General features: G+C 72.7%; 3 protein-coding genes. All 3 read left to right on the top strand.

The annotated features are described in order from the left end of the window. The first annotated feature begins 4 nt into the window (after nt 1-4). Genes AC07Y4_RS13930 through AC07Y4_RS13920 form a run of 3 tightly spaced genes read left to right on the top strand, consistent with a single transcriptional unit; the run spans nt 5 to nt 18237 of the window. The gene (locus AC07Y4_RS13930; RefSeq protein WP_495274711.1) at nt 5-3100 is read left to right on the top strand and encodes a non-ribosomal peptide synthetase; all 3096 of its coding nucleotides are present in this window, start codon (nt 5-7) and stop codon (nt 3098-3100) included. After that, on the top strand, nt 3097-10860 hold the full coding sequence (locus AC07Y4_RS13925) for an amino acid adenylation domain-containing protein (protein WP_495274710.1): 7764 nt from the start codon (nt 3097-3099) through the stop codon (nt 10858-10860). The genes AC07Y4_RS13930 and AC07Y4_RS13925 overlap by 4 nt, the downstream gene beginning before the upstream one ends. Further along, nucleotides 10861-18237: an amino acid adenylation domain-containing protein gene (locus tag AC07Y4_RS13920; RefSeq protein WP_495274709.1), complete on the top strand. Its 7377-nt coding sequence runs from the start codon at nt 10861-10863 to the stop codon at nt 18235-18237. It abuts the gene before it with no gap. The last annotated feature ends 24 nt before the right edge of the window (nt 18238-18261 follow it).

Raw genomic sequence — 18261 nt, 5'->3', positions numbered from 1 at the left:
CGAAATGACGACCATGACCGACCACTTCGACGACACGACCTTCCCGCTGAGCCCCGAACAACGCGCGGTGCCGGCCGATGCGCCGCGCCTGCTGCTGCGCGTCGACATCGAGGGCGCAACCGACCCCGCGCGCCTGCGCGACGTGGTGGCGCGCGTGCTGGGTGCGCACGGTGCCTTGTGCAGCGCGATCCGCGCGGTGCCGGGCTATCGCGGTCTTCGCCAGCAGTACACCGACGGGATGACGCCGCTGGCCTGGGCGGACGCGGACCTGCGCGATGCGCCTGAAGCTGCCTTGGCCGAATGGCTGGCGAACCTGCAAGCCGCGCCGCTGGACATCGCGCGCGGCGAGATGGTCCATGCCGGGCTCGCACGCACCGGTGAAGGGCGCCACACGCTGGCGCTTTCCGTTCATGCCTGGGTCGGCGACCGGGGCAGCCTGCAGCACCTGTTCGACCAGATCGCCATGGCCTTCGCGGACGCGAACAGCTTCGATGCCGCCGAGGTGTTCCCGTATGCGCGCTTCGTGACCTGGCGCCAGGACCTGCTCGACGGCGAAGACGCCGCCGAGGGCCGCGCCTACTGGCAGCGCTACCTCGCGCAGGCGTCCTCGCTCACGCCGCCGCGCCTCGTCGGCCGGCAAGCTGCTGCCTCCCAGCAGGCTGTGCGCGTGCGTGCTGACGAATCCGTCGACGCCACTTTCGCGGGCCGCATCGCCGCCTGCGCCGACACACTGGGCGCCCAGCCCGACACGCTGCTGCAGGCCGTCTGGTGGCTGCTGCTCGCGCGGCTGGACGGCACCGGCCGTTTCGTCGCCGGCTGGCAGCACGACTGCCGCCGCGACTACCCGCCGATGCAGGGTGCGGTCGGCGTGTTCGACAAGGTGCTGCCGCTCATCGTCGAGACCGCGCCCGAGATGTGCTTTGCCGACTGGTTCGACAACGTCGACGGCACGCTGGCCGCGCATGTCGAGGCGCAGGAGTACTGGGCCGTCGAGGCGCCGCCCATTGCCACGCACCTCGCGGTCGGCTTCGCGTGCCACGAACGACCGCGCCGCCACGGCGTCGATCCGCAATGGCAACTGGTTGCGCTGCCGGGGCCGCTGCCGGCTTTCGAACTCGCTCTGCAGATCGCATGGGACGCCGACGGCGCTGCGCTCTCGGTGCATGCCGATGCCGCGCGCCACAGCGAGATGGCGGCGCAGCGCCTGCTGATGCAATACCTTTGCCTGCTGGATGCCATCGTCGAACGCCCCGACACCGCGCTCGGCGCGCTGCCGCTGGTCGGTGCGCGCGAGCGCGAGCTGCTGCTGCAGTCGCAAGAGACCGTGGCCGATGTCGGCACGCAGACCGTCACGCAGCGCATCGCCCATTGGGCCGTCGAGACGCCCGACGCGCCCGCGCTCGAAGCGGGCGAGCAGCGCCTGAGCTACCGCGAACTCGACCAGCGCACCGCCCGCGTCGCCCGCTGGCTGCAAGGGCAGGGCGTGGTGCCCGGTGCCATCGTCGCGCTGAACCTGCCGCGCGCGCTCGACCTGCCGGTGGCGATCCTCTCTGTCTGGCGCGCGGGCGCCGCCTACCTGCCGCTCGACCCCGACTGGCCCGAGGCGCGCCGCTCGGCGGTGCTGGCCGATGCGAAGCCGGTGTTCACCATCGACGCCGCATTGCCCGATGCGAGCACGCTGCCCGAAGCGCAAGCCGCGTCGCACATCGCCGCACCGAGCGACCTCGCCTACGTGCTCTACACCTCCGGCTCCACCGGCACGCCCAAGGGCGTGGCCGTCGGGCAGGGCCAGCTGCAGAACTACGTGGCAGCCGCTTCGACCGCGATGCAGCTCGACACCTGCCGCCGCTGGGCGCTCACCAGCTCGGTCGCGGCCGACCTGGGCAACACCGCACTGTTCGGCGCGTTCTACAACGGCGCCTGCCTTGTCGTGGCGGCGCCGCATGAGGCGAAAGACGCCGAGGCCTTCGCGCGCTTCATGCGCACACACGCCATCGACGCGCTGAAGATCGTGCCCTCGCACCTCGAAGCGCTGCTCGAAAGCGCCGCACCCTGCCTGCCGCGCACGCTGGTGCTCGGCGGCGAGGCCGCACCGCGCGCGCTGGTCGAGCGCATCGCGCGGCTGGCGCCGCAGTGCGCCATCTACAACCACTACGGGCCGACCGAGGCCACGGTCGGCGTCATGGTGCATGCCGTCGAACCCGGCGCGCCCGTGCCCGAACAGCTGCCGCTGACGCGCGTGCTCGCGAACAACCGCGTGCGCGTGCTCGATGCATCGCGCGGCCTCGTGCCGGCGGGCGGGCTGGGCGAGGTGTACATCGGCGGGGCGCAGCTGTGCCACGGCTACCTGAACCGCGCGAACGCTGACGTGTTCGTCGCCGACCCGTTCCACGCCGGTGAGCGCCTCTACCGCACGGGCGACCTCGCGTGGGTGCTGCCCGAAGGCGGCCTGAGGCTCGCGGGGCGTGCCGACCACCAGGTGAAGGTCCACGGCTACCGCGTCGAGCCGGCCGAGGTCGAGGCGGCGCTGCTGGCGCGGCCCGGCGTGCGCCAGGCGGTGGTGCTGGCTGTGCCCGATGCGACCACGCTCGCCGCCTTCTTCGTCGGCGACGGCGAGGCGGTCGACGGCCGCGCGCTGCGCGAGCAACTCGCCGCGCTGCTGCCCGCGCACATGGTGCCCGTGAGCTGCACGGCCGTGGGCGCCTTCGCGCGCCTGCCGAACGGCAAGATCGACCGGCTCGCGCTGGTGGCGTCGGCCCCGGCCGAAGCACCGCAGCGCGTCATCGCGGCGCCGCGTGATGCGCTCGAAGCGCTGCTCGCCGACGGCATGGCCACCCTGCTGGGCAGCGGCCCGGTCGGCGTGGAAGACGACTTCTTCGAACTCGGCGGTCACTCGCTGCAGGTCATCAAGCTGGTGGCGCGCATCCGCAAGCTGCTGCAGGTCGAGGTGGCGGCCGGCGTGGTGTTCGATCACCCGACGCCCGCGGCGCTGGCCGCCGTGCTGCGCGAGGCCAGCGCCGATGCCATCGCGCTCGAACGGCTGGCGCAGACGCACCGGCAGCGCGACCTCGCCGACGAATCCGTGGGCGAGGCCGCATGAGCATCGCCATGGACGAGATCACCCGCACCGTGCACGACGGCCAGGCCGTGCCGCTGTCGTATGCGCAGGAGCAGCTGTGCTTCCTGCAGAAGCTCGAGCCCGGGCTCACGGCCTACAACCTGCCGCGCGTGTTCCGGCTGACCGGCGCGCTCGACGCCGATGCGCTGGAACGTGCGTTCCAGGCGGTCGTTGCGCGCCACGCGATCCTGCGCACGCACTTCGTCGAGCACGACGGCGTGCCGATGCAGGTGGTGCAGGCCGAGGTGCCGTTCGCGCTGGAGCGCATCGATCTCTCGGGCCAGGGCGCCGACGCGCAGCAGGCCGCTGTCGATGCGCTCGTGCGCCGCACCGCGACGCATGTGTTCGACCTGGGCCGCGCGCCCGCGCTGGTGGCCCGGCTCGCGAAGCTGGCCGACGACCGGCATGTGCTGACCGTCTGCCTGCACCACATCGTCTCCGACGCCTGGTCGAACCCGATCCTGGCGCGCGACCTCGGCGCGGCCTATGCGCTGGCGCTGCGCAGCGACGGCCCGGTGCAGCTGCCGCCGCTGTCCGTGCAGTACGCCGACTTTGCCGTGTGGCAACGCGCCCGCGTGCAGGGCGGGGCGCTCGCGCCGCAGCTGGACCACTGGAACCGCCACCTCGGCGACGAGGTGCCGTCGCTCGACCTGCCGACCGACCGCGCGCGCCCCGCGCAGCAGACCTTCGCCGGCACTGCACTCGGCTTCGAGCTGCCGCCGGCTCTGGCGGCAGCGCTGCAGACCTTCTGCCGCGCCGAACGCTGCACGCCGTTCGTGGTGCTGCTCGCGGCCTGGCAGGTGCTGCTGTCGCGCTGCAGCGGGCAGGACGATTTCGCCATCGGCGTGCCCAATGCCGGCCGCCACCGCGAGGAGGTGCAGGACCTGCTGGGCTTCTTCATCACCACGCAGGTGTTCCGCGCGCGGCTCGCGCCCCGGCGCACGCTGCGCGAGGTGTGCCGCCAGGTGCGCGCCGACGCGCTGGCCGCGCTCGACCATGCCGACCTGCCGTTCGAGGTGCTGCTGGCCAGCCGAAAGGACCGCCGCGACCCCGCGCGCAGCCCGCTGTTCCAGGCCATGTTCGGCGTGCAGATGGCCGGCGAGGCCGTCGCGCTCGACTTCGCGGGCGTGCGCGCCGAGCTGCAAGAGTTCGACGACGCGGGCGCCAAGTTCGATCTGTCGCTGGACTTCTACATCGACCCGCACGGCGTGCGCGGCCGGCTCGAGTACAACACCGACCTGTTCGACGCCGCGACCGCGCAGCGCCTGGTGCGCGCCTACCAGCGCGTGCTGCAGGCGATGTCGGACGACCCCGATCGCGTGCTCGCGAACCTCGTGCTCACCGATGCGGACGACGAAGCGCGGCTGCGCGGCTGGAGCGAGAACCTGCCGCACCGCCCGTACACGCAGCCCGTGCATCGGCTGATCGAAGCGCAGGCGCGCGAGCGGCCCGAGGCGGTCGCGCTGGTGTTCGGTGACACGGTGCTGCGCTATGGCGAACTCGACGCGCGCGCCAACGCGCTCGCGCATCGCTTGATCGGCCTGGGCGTACGGCCCGACATGCCCGTGGGGATCGCCGCCGAGCGCAGCCTCGAGATGGTCGTGGGGCTGCTGGCGATCCTGAAGGCCGGCGGCGCCTATGTGCCCATCGACCCCGAGCTGCCGCGCGAACGCATCGCCTACATGCTGGAAGACAGTGGGGTGACGCTGCTGCTCACGCAGTCGCACCTGCGCGAGGCGCTGCCGGTGGCGGCGCATGTGCAAATGCTGGCGCTGGATGCGGCCGACCTGTCGGCCGAATCCACCGCCTGCCCGCAGGTCGCGCTGCATGGCGAGAACCTTGCCTACGTGATCTTCACGTCGGGCTCCACGGGCCGCCCCAAGGGCGCGGCCAACCGCCACAACGCGCTCTACAACCGCCTGGCCTGGATGCAGGACGCCTACGCGCTGGGCGACGCCGACACCGTGCTGCAGAAGACGCCGTTCGGCTTCGACGTGTCGGTGTGGGAGTTCTTCTGGCCGCTGATGCAGGGCGCGCGCCTTGTCGTGGCCGCGCCTGGCGATCACCGCGAGCCGGCACGCCTGGTCGAGCTGATCCGCACGCACGGCGTGACCACGCTGCATTTCGTGCCCTCGATGCTGCAGGCCTTCCTGGCGCACGACGGCATCGAGGCCTGCACCAGCCTGCGGCGCATCGTCTGCAGCGGCGAGGCGCTGCCCGCCGAGGCGCAGGCGAAGGTGTTCGAGCGCCTGCCGGGCGCGGGGCTCTACAACCTCTACGGCCCGACCGAGGCGGCCATCGACGTGACGCACTGGACCTGCCGCGCCGACGGGCTGAACCATGTCGCCATCGGCCGCCCCATCGCGGGCTGCAAGACCTACGTGCTCGACGCGGGCCTGAACCCCGTGCCGCCGGGCGTGGGCGGCGAGCTGTACCTGGGTGGCATCGGCCTGGCGCGCGGGTATCTGCACCGGCTGGGCCTCACGGCCGAGCGCTTTGTCGCCGACCCGTTCAGCGACAGCGGCGAGCGCCTGTACCGCACGGGCGACCTCGTGCGCTGGCGCGACGACGGCCAGCTGGCCTACCTGGGCCGCATCGACCACCAGGTGAAGGTGCGGGGCTTTCGCATCGAGCTCGGCGAGATCGAGGCGCAGCTGCTGGCACAACCGCAGGTGCGCGAGGCCGTGGTGGTGGCCGACGAAGGCCCGGGCGGCACGCGGCTGGTCGGCTATGTGTCGCCGCAGCCCGATGCGGCGGTGGACGTGGCCGTGCTCAAGGCGCGCCTGGCCGAGGTGCTGCCCGAGTACATGGTGCCGGCGCTGCTGTGCGTGCTGCCGGCCCTGCCGCTCAACGCCAACGGCAAGATCGACCGCAAGTCGCTGCCCAAGCCCGAACGCAGCGGGGCGCAGGCCTACGAGGCGCCCGAGGGCGTGGTCGAACAGGCGCTCGCCACGGTCTGGGCCGAGGTGCTCGGCCTGCCGCGCGTGGGCCGGCAGGACAACTTCTTCGAACTCGGCGGCGACTCGATCCTGAGCCTGCAGATCGTGTCGCGGCTGCGCACGGCCGGCTGGAAGCTCACGCCGCGCCAGATGTTCGAGCGCCAGACCGTGGCCGGGCAGGCGGCCGTGGCCGAGCCCGTGGGCGCGGCGGTGCAGGCCGAGCAGACCGCAGCCGAAGGCGAGGTGCCGCTGCTGCCGTTCCAGGCCGCGTTCTTCGAGGCCGACATGCCCGAGCGCCACCACTGGAACCAGTCGCTGCTGCTGCAAGGCCGCGAGCCGCTGGCGGTGCCCACGCTCGAAGCCGCGCTGGCGGCCGTGGTGCAGCACCACGATGCTTTCCGCCTGCGCTTCCATCGCGCGGCCGATGGCCGCTGGCGGCAGGCCTACGAGGCGCTGCCGGCGCGTTGGCGCGAAGAATGGCTCTGGGTGCGCGATGCAGCGAACCCCGCGCAGATCGCCGCGCTGTGCGACGAGGCGCAGCGCAGCCTCGACCTCGCGCACGGGCCGCTGCTGCGTCCGCTGGTCATCCGCCTGCCCGGCGGCGACTGGCGCCTGCTGCTGGCCGCGCACCACCTCGTGGTCGACGGCGTGTCGTGGCGCATCGTGCTCGACGACCTGGCCACCGCGTACGCGCAGTGCCGCGATGGCCACCCGGTCGTGCTGCCGCCGAAGAGCGCCAGCTTGCAGGCCTGGGCGCGTGCGCTGCAGAGCGAGGCTGCCGCGATGGACGGCGAACTCGCGCACTGGCAGGCCTTCGCCGACGTGCCGGTGGCGTTGCCCTGCGCGCGGCCCGAGGGCGTGAACACCGTGGCGCGCCGCGCCAGCATCGCGTGGCAGCTCGACCGCGCGCGCACGCAGGCGTTGCTCAAGACGGCGCCGGCCGCCTACCGTACGCAGGTCAACGACCTGCTGCTCACCGCGCTCGGGCGCGCGCTGTGCGGCTGGAGCGGGCATGCGCAACTCGCGATCCTGCTCGAAGGGCACGGCCGCGAAGACAGCCTCCCCGCGCAGAAGGCGCTCGACCTGTCGCGCACCACGGGCTGGTTCACCAGCCTGTTCCCCGTGCGGCTCGATCCGTTGGGCGCGTGGGGCGACGCGATCAAGCGCGTGAAGGAAGACCTGCGCCGCGTGCCGCAACGCGGGCTCGGCCATGGCGTGCTGAGGCACCTGGGCACGGACGCACAGCAGCAGGCGCTGCGCGCATTTCCGCGGCCGCAGCTGGTTTTCAACTACCTGGGGCAGGTGGATGGTGCGGCCGAGGCTGCGTGGTCGCTCGCGCCCGAAGACGCGGGCGAGCCGGTCGCGGCGAGCGCGCCGCTGCTGCACGAGTTCAGCGTCAACGCGCAGGTGCGCGACGGTGCGCTGCAACTGACGGTGGACTTCAGCGCGGCGCGGCATGCGCAAGAGGACGTGCAGGGCTGGGTGAACCGCTTCGGCGACGAACTCGAAGCGCTGATCGCGCACTGCACCTCGGGCGCTTGCGGCGTCACGCCGTCGGACTTCCCGCTGGCCGGGCTCGACGCCGCGCAGCTCGACGCGCTGCCGCTGCCCGTGGCGCACCTCGAAGACCTCTATCCGTTGTCGCCGATGCAGTCCGGCATGCTGTTCCACAGCCTGGTCGATGCGCAGGGCGAGGCTTACATCAATCAGCTGTGCATGGACATCGACGGCCTCGATGCCGAGCGCTTCCGCGCCGCATGGCAGCGCGTGCTCGCGCGCCACGAGATCCTGCGCAGCGGCTTCCTGGCCGACGGCGCCACGCCGTTGCAATGGGTGGCGCGCGGTGCCGAGATGCCGTGGGCCGTGCAAGACCTGCGCGAGAGCGCCGACGTACCCGGTGCGCTGGCGCGGCTGGCCGCGTCGCAGCGCGCGAGCGGCTTCGACCTCGCACGCCCGCCGCTCATGCGCATCGCGCTGGCGCGCACGCAGGCGCAGCGGCATCACCTCGTGTGGACCTACCACCATCTGCTGCTCGACGGCTGGAGCGTGGCGCAGCTGCTGGCCGAGGTGCTGCGCAGCTACGCGGGGCAGGCCGGCGAGCCCGCACCCGGGCGTTTCCGCGACCACATCGCGTGGCTCGCCGCGCGCGATGCACAGGCCGGCGAGGCGCACTGGCGCCGCGTGCTGGCCGGCGTGGAAGAACCGACGCGCTTGGCGACCGCACTGGTGCCGCCGGTGGCACCACGCCCCGGCAAGGCCCGCCAGCGCCTAGCCTTCGACACCGAAGGCACGCGCGGCCTGCGCGAGGCCGCGCGTGCCGCACATGTCACGCTCAACACCTTCGTGCAGGCCGCCTGGGCGCTGCTGCTGGGCCAGCGCACGCGCACCGGCGCCGTCGTGTTCGGCGCCACCGTCGCCGGCCGCAGCGCCGAGATGCCGGGCGCCGAACGCATGCTGGGCCTGTTCATCAACACGCTGCCCGTGGTCGCACGCCTGCGGCCCGGCCAGCCCGTGGGCGACTGGCTGCGCGAACTGCAGGCGGCGCAGGTCGCATCGCGCGAACACGAGCACACGCCGCTGCACGAGATCCAGGCCTGGGCCGGGCTGGGCGGGCAGGGGCTGTTCGACACGCTGATGGTGTTCGAGAACTACCCGGTCGATGCCGCCTTGCGCGACGACGCGGCGGCGGGCCTGCGCTTCGGCGCGGTGCATACGAAGGAAGAAACCTCGTACCCGCTGACGCTGATGGTGCATGACGATGCGGCGCTGCACATCGATCTCGTGCATGCGCTCGATGCGTGCGACGAGGCGCAGGCCGCAGCGCTGGTGGGCCAGTTGCGTGCGGCGCTGCTGGCGCTCGCCGGCGATGCGGCGCAGGCTGTGGGACAGCTGACGCTGGCCGATGCGGCCGAGCGCGAGCGGTTGTCGTCATGGTCGCGCGGTGCGTTCACGCCGGAAACGGTCGTGCCCGTCCACCACCTCATCGAACAGCAGGCGAAGGCGAACCCCGATGCACTGGCACTCGTCACGGCCGAGCATCGCCTCACCTACGCCGCACTCAATCGCCTCGCCAACCGCTGGGCGCACCGGCTGATCGCACAGGGCGTGCGGCCCGACATGCCGGTCGCGATCGCCGTCGATCGCTCGGCCGAAACCGTCGTCGGCCTGCTCGCCGTGCTCAAGGCCGGCGGCGCGTACCTGCCGCTCGACCCGGCGTTCCCGCCCGAGCGACTGGCCTACATGGTCGAGGACAGCGGCGCCTCGCTGCTGCTCACGCGCCGCGCGCTGATGCCGCGTCTGCCCGACGCAGCGAGCGTGCAGCGGCTGGCCTTCGACCTCGACGCGGCCGACGACGGCATGGCCGCCTGGCCCGACCACGACCCGGCGGTGCCGGTGCATGGCGAGCAGCTGGCCTATGTGCTCTACACCTCGGGCTCCACCGGCCGACCCAAGGGCGTGGCGATGCGCCACGACGCGGTGGCGCGCCTCATCGCGTGGCAGCTGCAACGCCTGCCGGGTGCGAGCCGCACGTTGCTGTTCGCCTCGCCGTGCTTCGACGTGGCGTTCCAGGAAATGGTCAGCGGGCTGGCCGGCGGCGGCTGCCTCGTGCAGACCACCGATGCGCAGCGGCTCGACCTCGACGCGCTGGAAGACCTGGCGCACCGCGAAGGCGTCGAACGCATGTTCCTCACCTTCTCGGTGCTGCAGCATTTCGCCGAGCAGTCGCTGGCTTCGGGCCGGCGGTTGCCGGCGCTGCGCCAGGTCGTCACGGCGGGTGAGCAGCTCAAGCGCACGCCCGCACTGGCCGAATGGCTGGCGCGCGAATCGCAGTGCCGGCTCATCAACCAGTACGGGCCGACCGAGACGCATGTGGTGAGCGAGTTCGTGCTCGACGAGGCAGGCGACGAAGACCTGCCGCCCATCGGCACGCCCGCATCGAGCGCGCGCCTGCATGTGCTCGACGCGCAACTGAACCCCGTGCCCGTCGGCGTGGCCGGCGAGCTGTGCGTCGGCGCCGAGGTGCTGGCGCGCGGCTACCTGCACCGGGCCGGCCTGACGGCGCAGCGCTTCGTCGCCGACCCGTTCGGCGGGCACGGTGGTCGGCTCTACCGCACCGGCGACCTCGTGCGCTGGCGCGCCGACGGCCAGCTCGAGTACCTCGGCCGGCTCGATCACCAGGTGAAGGTGCGGGGCTTCCGCATCGAACTCGGCGAGGTCGAGGCGCAGATGCTCGCGCAGCCCGGCGTGCGCCAGGCGCTGGTGCTGGCGCAGGAAGGACCGGGCGGTGCGCGGCTGGTGGCCTATGCGGCCGGCGCCGAAGGCCAGCCGCTGCGCCCCGCGGCGCTGCGTGCGGGGCTGACGGCAGCGTTGCCCGACTACATGGTGCCGAGCGTCATCGTCGCGGTGCCGCAGGGGCTGCCGCTGAACGCCAACGGCAAGGTCGACCGGCAGGCGCTGCCACCGCCCGAGGCGGCGGAGCGGCGCGCCCACGTGCCGCCGCAGGGCGCCACCGAAGCCGCGCTGGCGGGTCTGTGGGCGCAGGTGCTGGGGCTGTCGTGCGTGGGGCGCGGCGACAACTTCTTCGAGCTGGGCGGGCATTCGCTCGCGGTGCTCAAGCTGCGGCAGCAGGTCAAGGCGCAGATGGGCATCGACCTGCCGCTGCAGCGCTACTTCGAACTGCCCGACCTGGCGGCGTGCGCGCAGGCGCTCGACGCGCAAGGGCCGGCGCAGGCGCAGCAGGCCGCGCAGGCCGAGAGCGATCTCGATCGCATGGATGCATTGTTGGAAAGTCTGGGGGGTTGAGTGAGCAGTAGCGAACGCAGTAGGGCCATCGCCCAACGACTGGCGGGTTTGCCGCCGGCGCGGCAGAAGGAATTCATCGCCGCGTTGCGTGCGCAGGGCATCGACTTCGGCCGCCTGCCGATCGTGCCCGACCCGGCCGCCGTGCCCGGTGCGCCGCGGCCCGCCTCGTACGCGCAGGCGCGCCAGTGGTTCCTCTGGCAGATGGACCCCGAAAGCACCGCGCAGCACATCACGGCCGCGCTCACGCTGCACGGCGCGCTCGACCATGCGGCGCTGCGCGCGAGCCTGCAGGCGCTGGTGGCGCGGCATCCGTCGCTGCGCACGCGCTTCGGCGTGAGCGACGACGGCGTGCCGCAGCAGGCCGTGTCGCCCGAGGCGGTGCTCGACCTGCACGAAGCCGATCTGCGCGCCCACCCCGCGCAGGTGCGCGACGAGGCCGCGCGCCTCGTGCGCACGCCCTTCGATCTGTCGCGCGGCCCGCTGTTGCGCGTGGGCCTGCTGCGCACCGGCGAGACCGCGCACCTGCTGGTGCTGGTGATGCACCACATCGTGTCCGACGGCTGGTCGATGCAACTGCTGGTCGACGACTTCGGCGCGCTGTACCAGGCACACCGTCAAGGGAACGATGCCGCCGTGCTCGCCGCGCCGGCGTTGCAATACGCCGACTACGCGGCCTGGCAGCGCCACTGGCTCGAAGCAGGCGAGGGCGAACGCCAACTCGCCTACTGGACCGAACGCCTGGGCGGCGAGCAGCCGCTGCTGCAACTGCCCGCCGACCGTGCACGTCCGCCGCAGGGGCCGTACCTGGCCGCGCGCCACCGGCTCGACCTGCCGGGTGAGCCGGCACAGGCGCTGCGCCGCCGCGCGAGCGCCGAAGGTGCAACGCTCTTCATGGTGCTGCTGGCCGGCTTCCAGGCACTGCTGCACCGCTACACGGGCCAGGGGGACATCCGGCTCGGCGTGCCCGTGGCCAACCGCGACCGGCCCGAGACGGCCGGCATCCTCGGCCTGTTCGTCAACACGCAGGTGCTGCGCGCCGAACTGGCCGGCCACACCACGCTGGCCCAGGCGCTGGCGCAGGCGCGCGAAGCGGCGCTGGGCGCGCAGGCGCACCAGGACCTGCCGTTCGAACAGCTGGTCGAGGCGCTGCAGCCCGAGCGCAGCCTGAGCCACCCGCCGCTGTTCCAGGTGATCTTCAACCACCGGCAGCAGGACCTGGGCGCGCTCGACCGGCTCGAAGGCCTGCGTATCGAGCCCTGCGAACTCGACGAGCAGGCGGCGCCCTTCGAGCTTGCACTCGACACGCTGGAGCAGGCCGACGGCACGCTCGGCCTGAGCTTCACGTACGCCCGCGCGATCTTCGAGTCCGCGACCATCGAACGCATGGCCGCGCACTACGTCGCGGTGCTGCGCCAGTTGGCCGACGACCCCACGCGCACGTTGCGCGAGGTGGCGCTGCTCGGTCCGCAGGAGCACGCCCAGCTGCGTGAATGGGGCGAGGGCCGGGACACGGCCTGGGACGAGGTGCCCGTGCACCACCTCGTCGAGCGCCAGGCCGCGCTGCGACCCGAAGCCACGGCGCTGATCGTCGATGGCGTGCCGATGCGCTTTCGCGACTTCGACGCGCGCGCCAATCGGCTCGCGCATGCCCTCATCGCGCAGGGCGTGCAGCCCGAGGACCGCATCGGCCTCGCGGTGGAACGTTCGCCCGAGATGGTGGTGGCGCTGCTCGGCGTGCTGAAAGCGGGCGCGGCCTACGTGCCGCTCGACCCCGACTACCCGCCCGACCGGCTCGACTTCATGGCGACCGACAGCGGCGTGCGGCTGCTGCTCACGCAGGCGCGTGTGCGCGAGCGGCTGGGCGCGTCGATGCAGGCGCTGCCCGCGCTGCTGCTCGATGGCGGCGTGCTCGACAGCGGGCCCGAAGACGCACCCGATGTCGCGGTGCATCTCGAACACCTGGCCTATGTGATCTACACCTCGGGCTCCACCGGCCAGCCCAAGGGCGTGGCCGTGGCGCATGGCCCGCTGAGCATGCACATCCAGACCATCGGCCGTGCCTACGGCATGACTCCGGACGACCGCGAGCTGCAGTTCGCGTCGATCAACTTCGACGGCGCGCACGAGCGCATCTGGACGCCGCTGGCCTTCGGCGCCACGCTGATGCCGCGCAGCCAGGAGCTGTGGACCGTGCACCGCAGCCGCGAAGAGATGCGCCGCCACGGCATCACCGTCGCCTGCTTCACGCCGGGCTACCTGCAGCAGATGGCCGACGAACTCGGCGAGGAAGGGCGCGTGCCCACGCTGCGCTCGTACACCGTCGGCGGCGAGGCCATGGGCCGCGTGGCCTGCGAGCGCGTGATGCAGACGCTGCAGCCGCCGCGCCTCATCAACGGCTACGGCCCGACCGAGACGGTGATCACGCCGACCATCGCCAAGGCCTATGCCGGCACCGCCTTCGACGCGGCCTACCTGCCCATCGGCGCGCCCGTGGGCGACCGCCGCGCCGTGGTGCTCGACACCGACATGAACCTGGTGCCGCCCGGCATGGCCGGCGAGCTGTACCTCGGCGGCTCGGGGCTGGCGCGCGGCTACCTGAACCGCGCCGGCCTGAGCGCCGAGCGCTTCGTGGCCGATCCTTTCGATGCGAAGGGCGGGCGCCTGTACCGCACCGGCGACCTCGTGCGCTGGCGCGCCGACGGGCAGCTCGAGTACCTGGGGCGGCTCGATCACCAGGTGAAGGTGCGGGGTTTCCGCATCGAGCTCGGCGAGGTCGAGGCGCGGCTGCGCGCGCAGCCCGGCGTGCGCGAGGCCGTGGTGGTCGCGCGCGAGCGTGCGGGCGGTGCGCTGTTGCTGGCCTACGTGTCGAGCCTCGATGCGCAACGCCCGGTCGAGGCCTTCACGCTGCGCGCCGGCTTGGCGCAGGTGCTGCCCGAGTACATGGTGCCCTCGGCGATCACGGTGCTCGCGGCGCTGCCGTTGAACGCCAACGGAAAGGTCGACCGCGCCGCGTTGCCTGAGCCTGTGTTCGCTGCTACAGCCGACAGTTGGGAAGCGCCGCAGGGCGCGGCCGAGGAGGCGATGGCCGCCGTGTGGGCCGAGGTGCTGGGCGCGCCGCGCGTGGGCCGCAACGACAACTTCTTCGAACTCGGCGGCCATTCGCTGCTGGCCATGCAGCTGCTCGAGCGGCTGCGTCGCCAAGGCTTCGGCGCGCAGGTGCGCACGCTGTTCCAGAACCCGCGCTTTGCCGACTTCGCGCGCGCCACGCTGGAGGCCGGCGCCTCGCCGCGCCCGGTGCCGGTGGTGCCCGACAACGCGATTCCCGAAGGCTGCACGCGGCTCACGCCGCAGATGCTGCCGCTGGTGACGCTCGACGACGCGCAGCTGCGCCGCATCGAGGCCGCCGTGCCCGGCTGCGCGGCCAACATCCAGGACATCTACCCGCTCGCGCCGCTGCAGGAAGGCCTGCTGTTCCATCACCTGATGCAGACCGAGGGCGACGTCTATGTGCAGTCGCTGCAGATGCGCTTCGACAGCCAGGCGCGGCTCGACGCGTTCATGGACTGCCTGAACCGCGTCATCGTGCGCCACGACATGCTGCGCACCGCCGTGCTGTGGGAAGGGCTGGCGGAGCCGGTGCAGGTGGTGCACCGCCATGCACCCGCCGAGATCGAATGGCTGCCGATCGACGCCGCCGCAGGCGATGTCGCCGCGCAACTCGAGGCGCATGTGCGCCCCGGCCACTACCGCCTCGACGTGCGCCGCGCGCCGATGCTGCGCGCCATTGCCGCGCACGACGCGGCGGGCGGCGACTGGCTGTTGCAGCTGCCGAGCCACCACCTGGCGCTCGACCATGTGTCGCGCGACCTGCTGGTCGAGGAGATCACGCTGCTGCTGCAAGGCCGCGCCGACGCGCTGCCCCCGCCCGTGCCGTTCCGCAGCTTCGTCGCCCAGGCACGGCTCGGGGCCGACGTGGCCGAGCAGGAGGCGTTCTTCCGCCGCATGCTCGGCGACGTGCGCGAACCGACCGCACCCTTCGACCTGTTCGATGCGCGCGGCGACGGCACGGCCGTGGAGGAAGCGCACCTCGAACTCGACGCGGCGTTGGCGCAGGCCGTGCGCACGCAGGCGCAGCGCAGCGGCGTGAGCGCGGCCACGCTGTTCCACCTGGCATGGGCGCTGGTGCTGGCCAAGACCACGGGCAAGGACGACGTGGTGTTCGGCACCGTGCTGTTCGGCCGGCTCGCGGGCGGCGAGGGCGCGGGGCGCGCGCTCGGCATGATGATCAACACGCTGCCGCTGCGCGTGACGCTGGGTCGCAGCCATGCACTGGCCTGCGTGCGCCAGACCCACGCCGCGCTGGCCGGCCTGCTGCACCACGAGCATGCGAGCCTGTCGCTCGCGCAGCGCTGCAGCGCGGTGCCCAAGGGTACGCCGCTGTTCTCGACGCTGCTGAACTACCGCTATGTGGCGCAGGCGCCCGAGGCGGGTGCCGATGTCGGCGGCTGGGAAGGCATCGAGACGCTCGGCGCGCAGGAGCGTTCGAACTACGCCTTCGCACTGTCGGTGAACGAACGCGCCGACGGCTTCGCGCTGACCGCGCAGGTCGATGCATCGGTTGGCGCCGCGCGCGCGTGCCAGTACATGCACGACGCGGTGCGCCGCGTGGCCGACGACCTCGCGCAGGCGGCCACGCACCCCGTCGTGGCCTTCGACCTGCGCACCGCCGACGAGGCGCAGCGCCTGCAGGCCTGGGGCGAGAACACGCCGGCCTACCAGGACACCGCACCGGTGCATGTGCTGGTGGCACGCCAGGCCGCACTGCGGCCCGAGGCCACCGCGCTGATCTTCGGCGACCACACGCTGAGCTACGCCGCGCTGGAGGCGCGCGCCAACCGGCTGGCGCACCACCTCGTGCGCGCGGGCGTGCGGCCCGAAGTGCGCGTGGGCCTCGCGGTACGGCGTTCGGCCGACATGGTCGTGGCGCTGCTCGCGATCCTGAAAGCGGGCGGCGCCTATGTGCCGCTCGACCCGGCGTATCCGCCGCAGCGGCTGGCCTACATGGTGGAAGACAGCGGCGTCGCGCTGCTGCTGGCCGACGATGCCGCCGTGCTGGACCGCATCGGCATGCCCGGTGTGAAGGCCCTGACGCTCGACACGCTGGACCTGTCGAGCGGCCCGTCACACGACCCCGGCGTGGCGGTGCACCGCGAGCACCTGGCCTACGTGATCTACACCTCGGGCTCGACCGGCAAGCCCAAGGGCGTGGCGGTGGCGCACGGGCCGTTGGCCATGCACGTGCAGTCCATCGGCGAGGCCTACGGCATGACGCCGGAGGACCGCGAGCTGCAGTTCGCATCGATCAACTTCGACGGCGCGCACGAGCGCACCTGGGTGCCGCTGGCCTTCGGCGCGGCGTTGATGCCGCGCGACGAAGAGGTCTGGCCGGTGGAGCGCACCTGCGCCGAAATTGCCCGCCACGGCATCACCATCGCCTGCTTCACGCCCGGTTACCTGCACCAGATGGCCGAGTTGATGGGCGAGGCCGCGAGCCGGCTGCCGATCCGTTCCTACACCGTGGGCGGCGAGGCGATGCCGCGCACCAGCTTCGCGCTGGTGCAGTCGGTGCTGAAGCCGCCGCGCATCGTCAACGGTTATGGGCCGACCGAGACGGTGATCACGCCGATGATCGCCAAGGCCGCGCCGGGTGAGGGCTTCGACGCGGCCTACATGCCCATCGGCCGCCTCGTCGGCGACCGCACGGCCTACGTGCTCGACGGCACCATGAACCAGGTGCCGCCCGGCGTGGCCGGCGAGCTGTACCTGGGCGGCGACGGCCTGGCGCGCGGCTACCTGCAGCGCGCGGGCCTGAGCGCGGAACGCTTCGTGGCCGACCCCTTCGGCGCGCCGGGCGGCCGGCTCTACCGCACGGGCGACCTCGTGCGCTGGGAGGCCGACGGGCAGATGGCCTACCTGGGGCGCATCGACCACCAGGTGAAGATCCGCGGTTTTCGCATCGAACTGGGCGAGATCGAGGCGCAGCTGCTGGCGCTGCCGCAGGTGCGCGAGGCCGTGGTGGTCGCCAGCCAGGGCGCGGGCGGCGCGCGGCTGGTGGCGTATGTGTCGCCGCTGGCGGGCGAGCGCATCGAGACAGCGCGGCTGCGTGCCGGCCTCGCGGCGCTGCTGCCCGAGCACATGGTGCCGGCGGCCATCGTCGTGCTCGACACGCTGCCGCTCAACATGAGCGGCAAGGTCGATCGCCATGCGCTGCCGGCGCCGGTGTTCGCCGGCGGCGACGGCTACGACGCGCCGCGCGGCAGCGCCGAGCAGGCGCTCGCGCGCATCTGGTCCGAGGTGCTGGGCGTGGCACGCGTGGGCCGCGACGACAACTTCTTCGAACTCGGCGGCGATTCGCTGCTGAGCCTGAAGGTGATGGCGCAGGCACGGCGCCTGGGCCTGCCGGCGCTCGATCTGAAGCTGCACGACTTCCTGCGCGCGCCGACCATCGCGGGGCTGCTGGGCGGGCGTGCCGATGCGCCGCCGCTGGTCGCGCTGAATGCCGTGGTGCCCGGTGAGGCACCGCTGTTCTGCCTGCACGCCGCGCTGGGCACGGTGTACGACTACGCGCCGCTGGCGCGCCGCCTGCAGGGCGTGCGCACCGTGTACGGCCTGCCGTGCCGCATGCTCGCCGACCCCGCGCACCGCGACGTGTCGCTGGCGCGCATGGCCGACGACTACGCCCGCATGCTCCGTGGCGTGCAGCCGCAGGGGCCGTACCACCTGCTGGGCTGGTCGCTCGGCGGCGCGCTCGCGGCGGCCGTGGCCGCGCGGCTCGAGGGCGAAGGGCAGGCCGTGGCGTTCCTCGGCCTGGTCGATCCCTATGTGCCCGAGCCCGACGCGCCCTTGCAGACGGTGGACGACGACGGCCGCCGCGACTTTGCCGACTTCGTCGCCTCGGCCTGGCCGGCGGCGCGCCTGGACGGGCTGCTGGACATCGACGACTTCGTCTGCGACGAGGCGACGGTGGCCGCGCTGATCGCACAGGCCCGCGCACAAGCGCAAGCTCGCGGCGACACGCTCGAGATGCCGGCGCACGCGAACCTGCCCGACGACGAGCTGGCCCGCATCTTCCTCGTGAGCCAGCAACTGAAGGCGATCGAGACTGAAGCACTCGTGCCGCTGCGCTGCCACGCCGAGTGCTGGTGGATCGCGCGGCGCCCGGCGGCGGACCGCGCCGCGCTCGCGCTGCAGTTGGGGCGGCCGGACCTCGCGAGCGCCGCGGCGCTGGACGAGGACCACCACGCGATCCTGCGCAACCCGGTGTTGTTGGTGCAACTGGGCGAGCGACTGGGCGAGGCCGAAGCCCTCGCGGTCTGAGACCCAGGCATAAAAAAACGCACG

The sequence above is a fragment of the Variovorax sp. GW460-12-1-14-LB1 genome, assembly GCF_059423605.1.
This window is presented reverse-complemented; position numbering and strand designations above follow the sequence as displayed.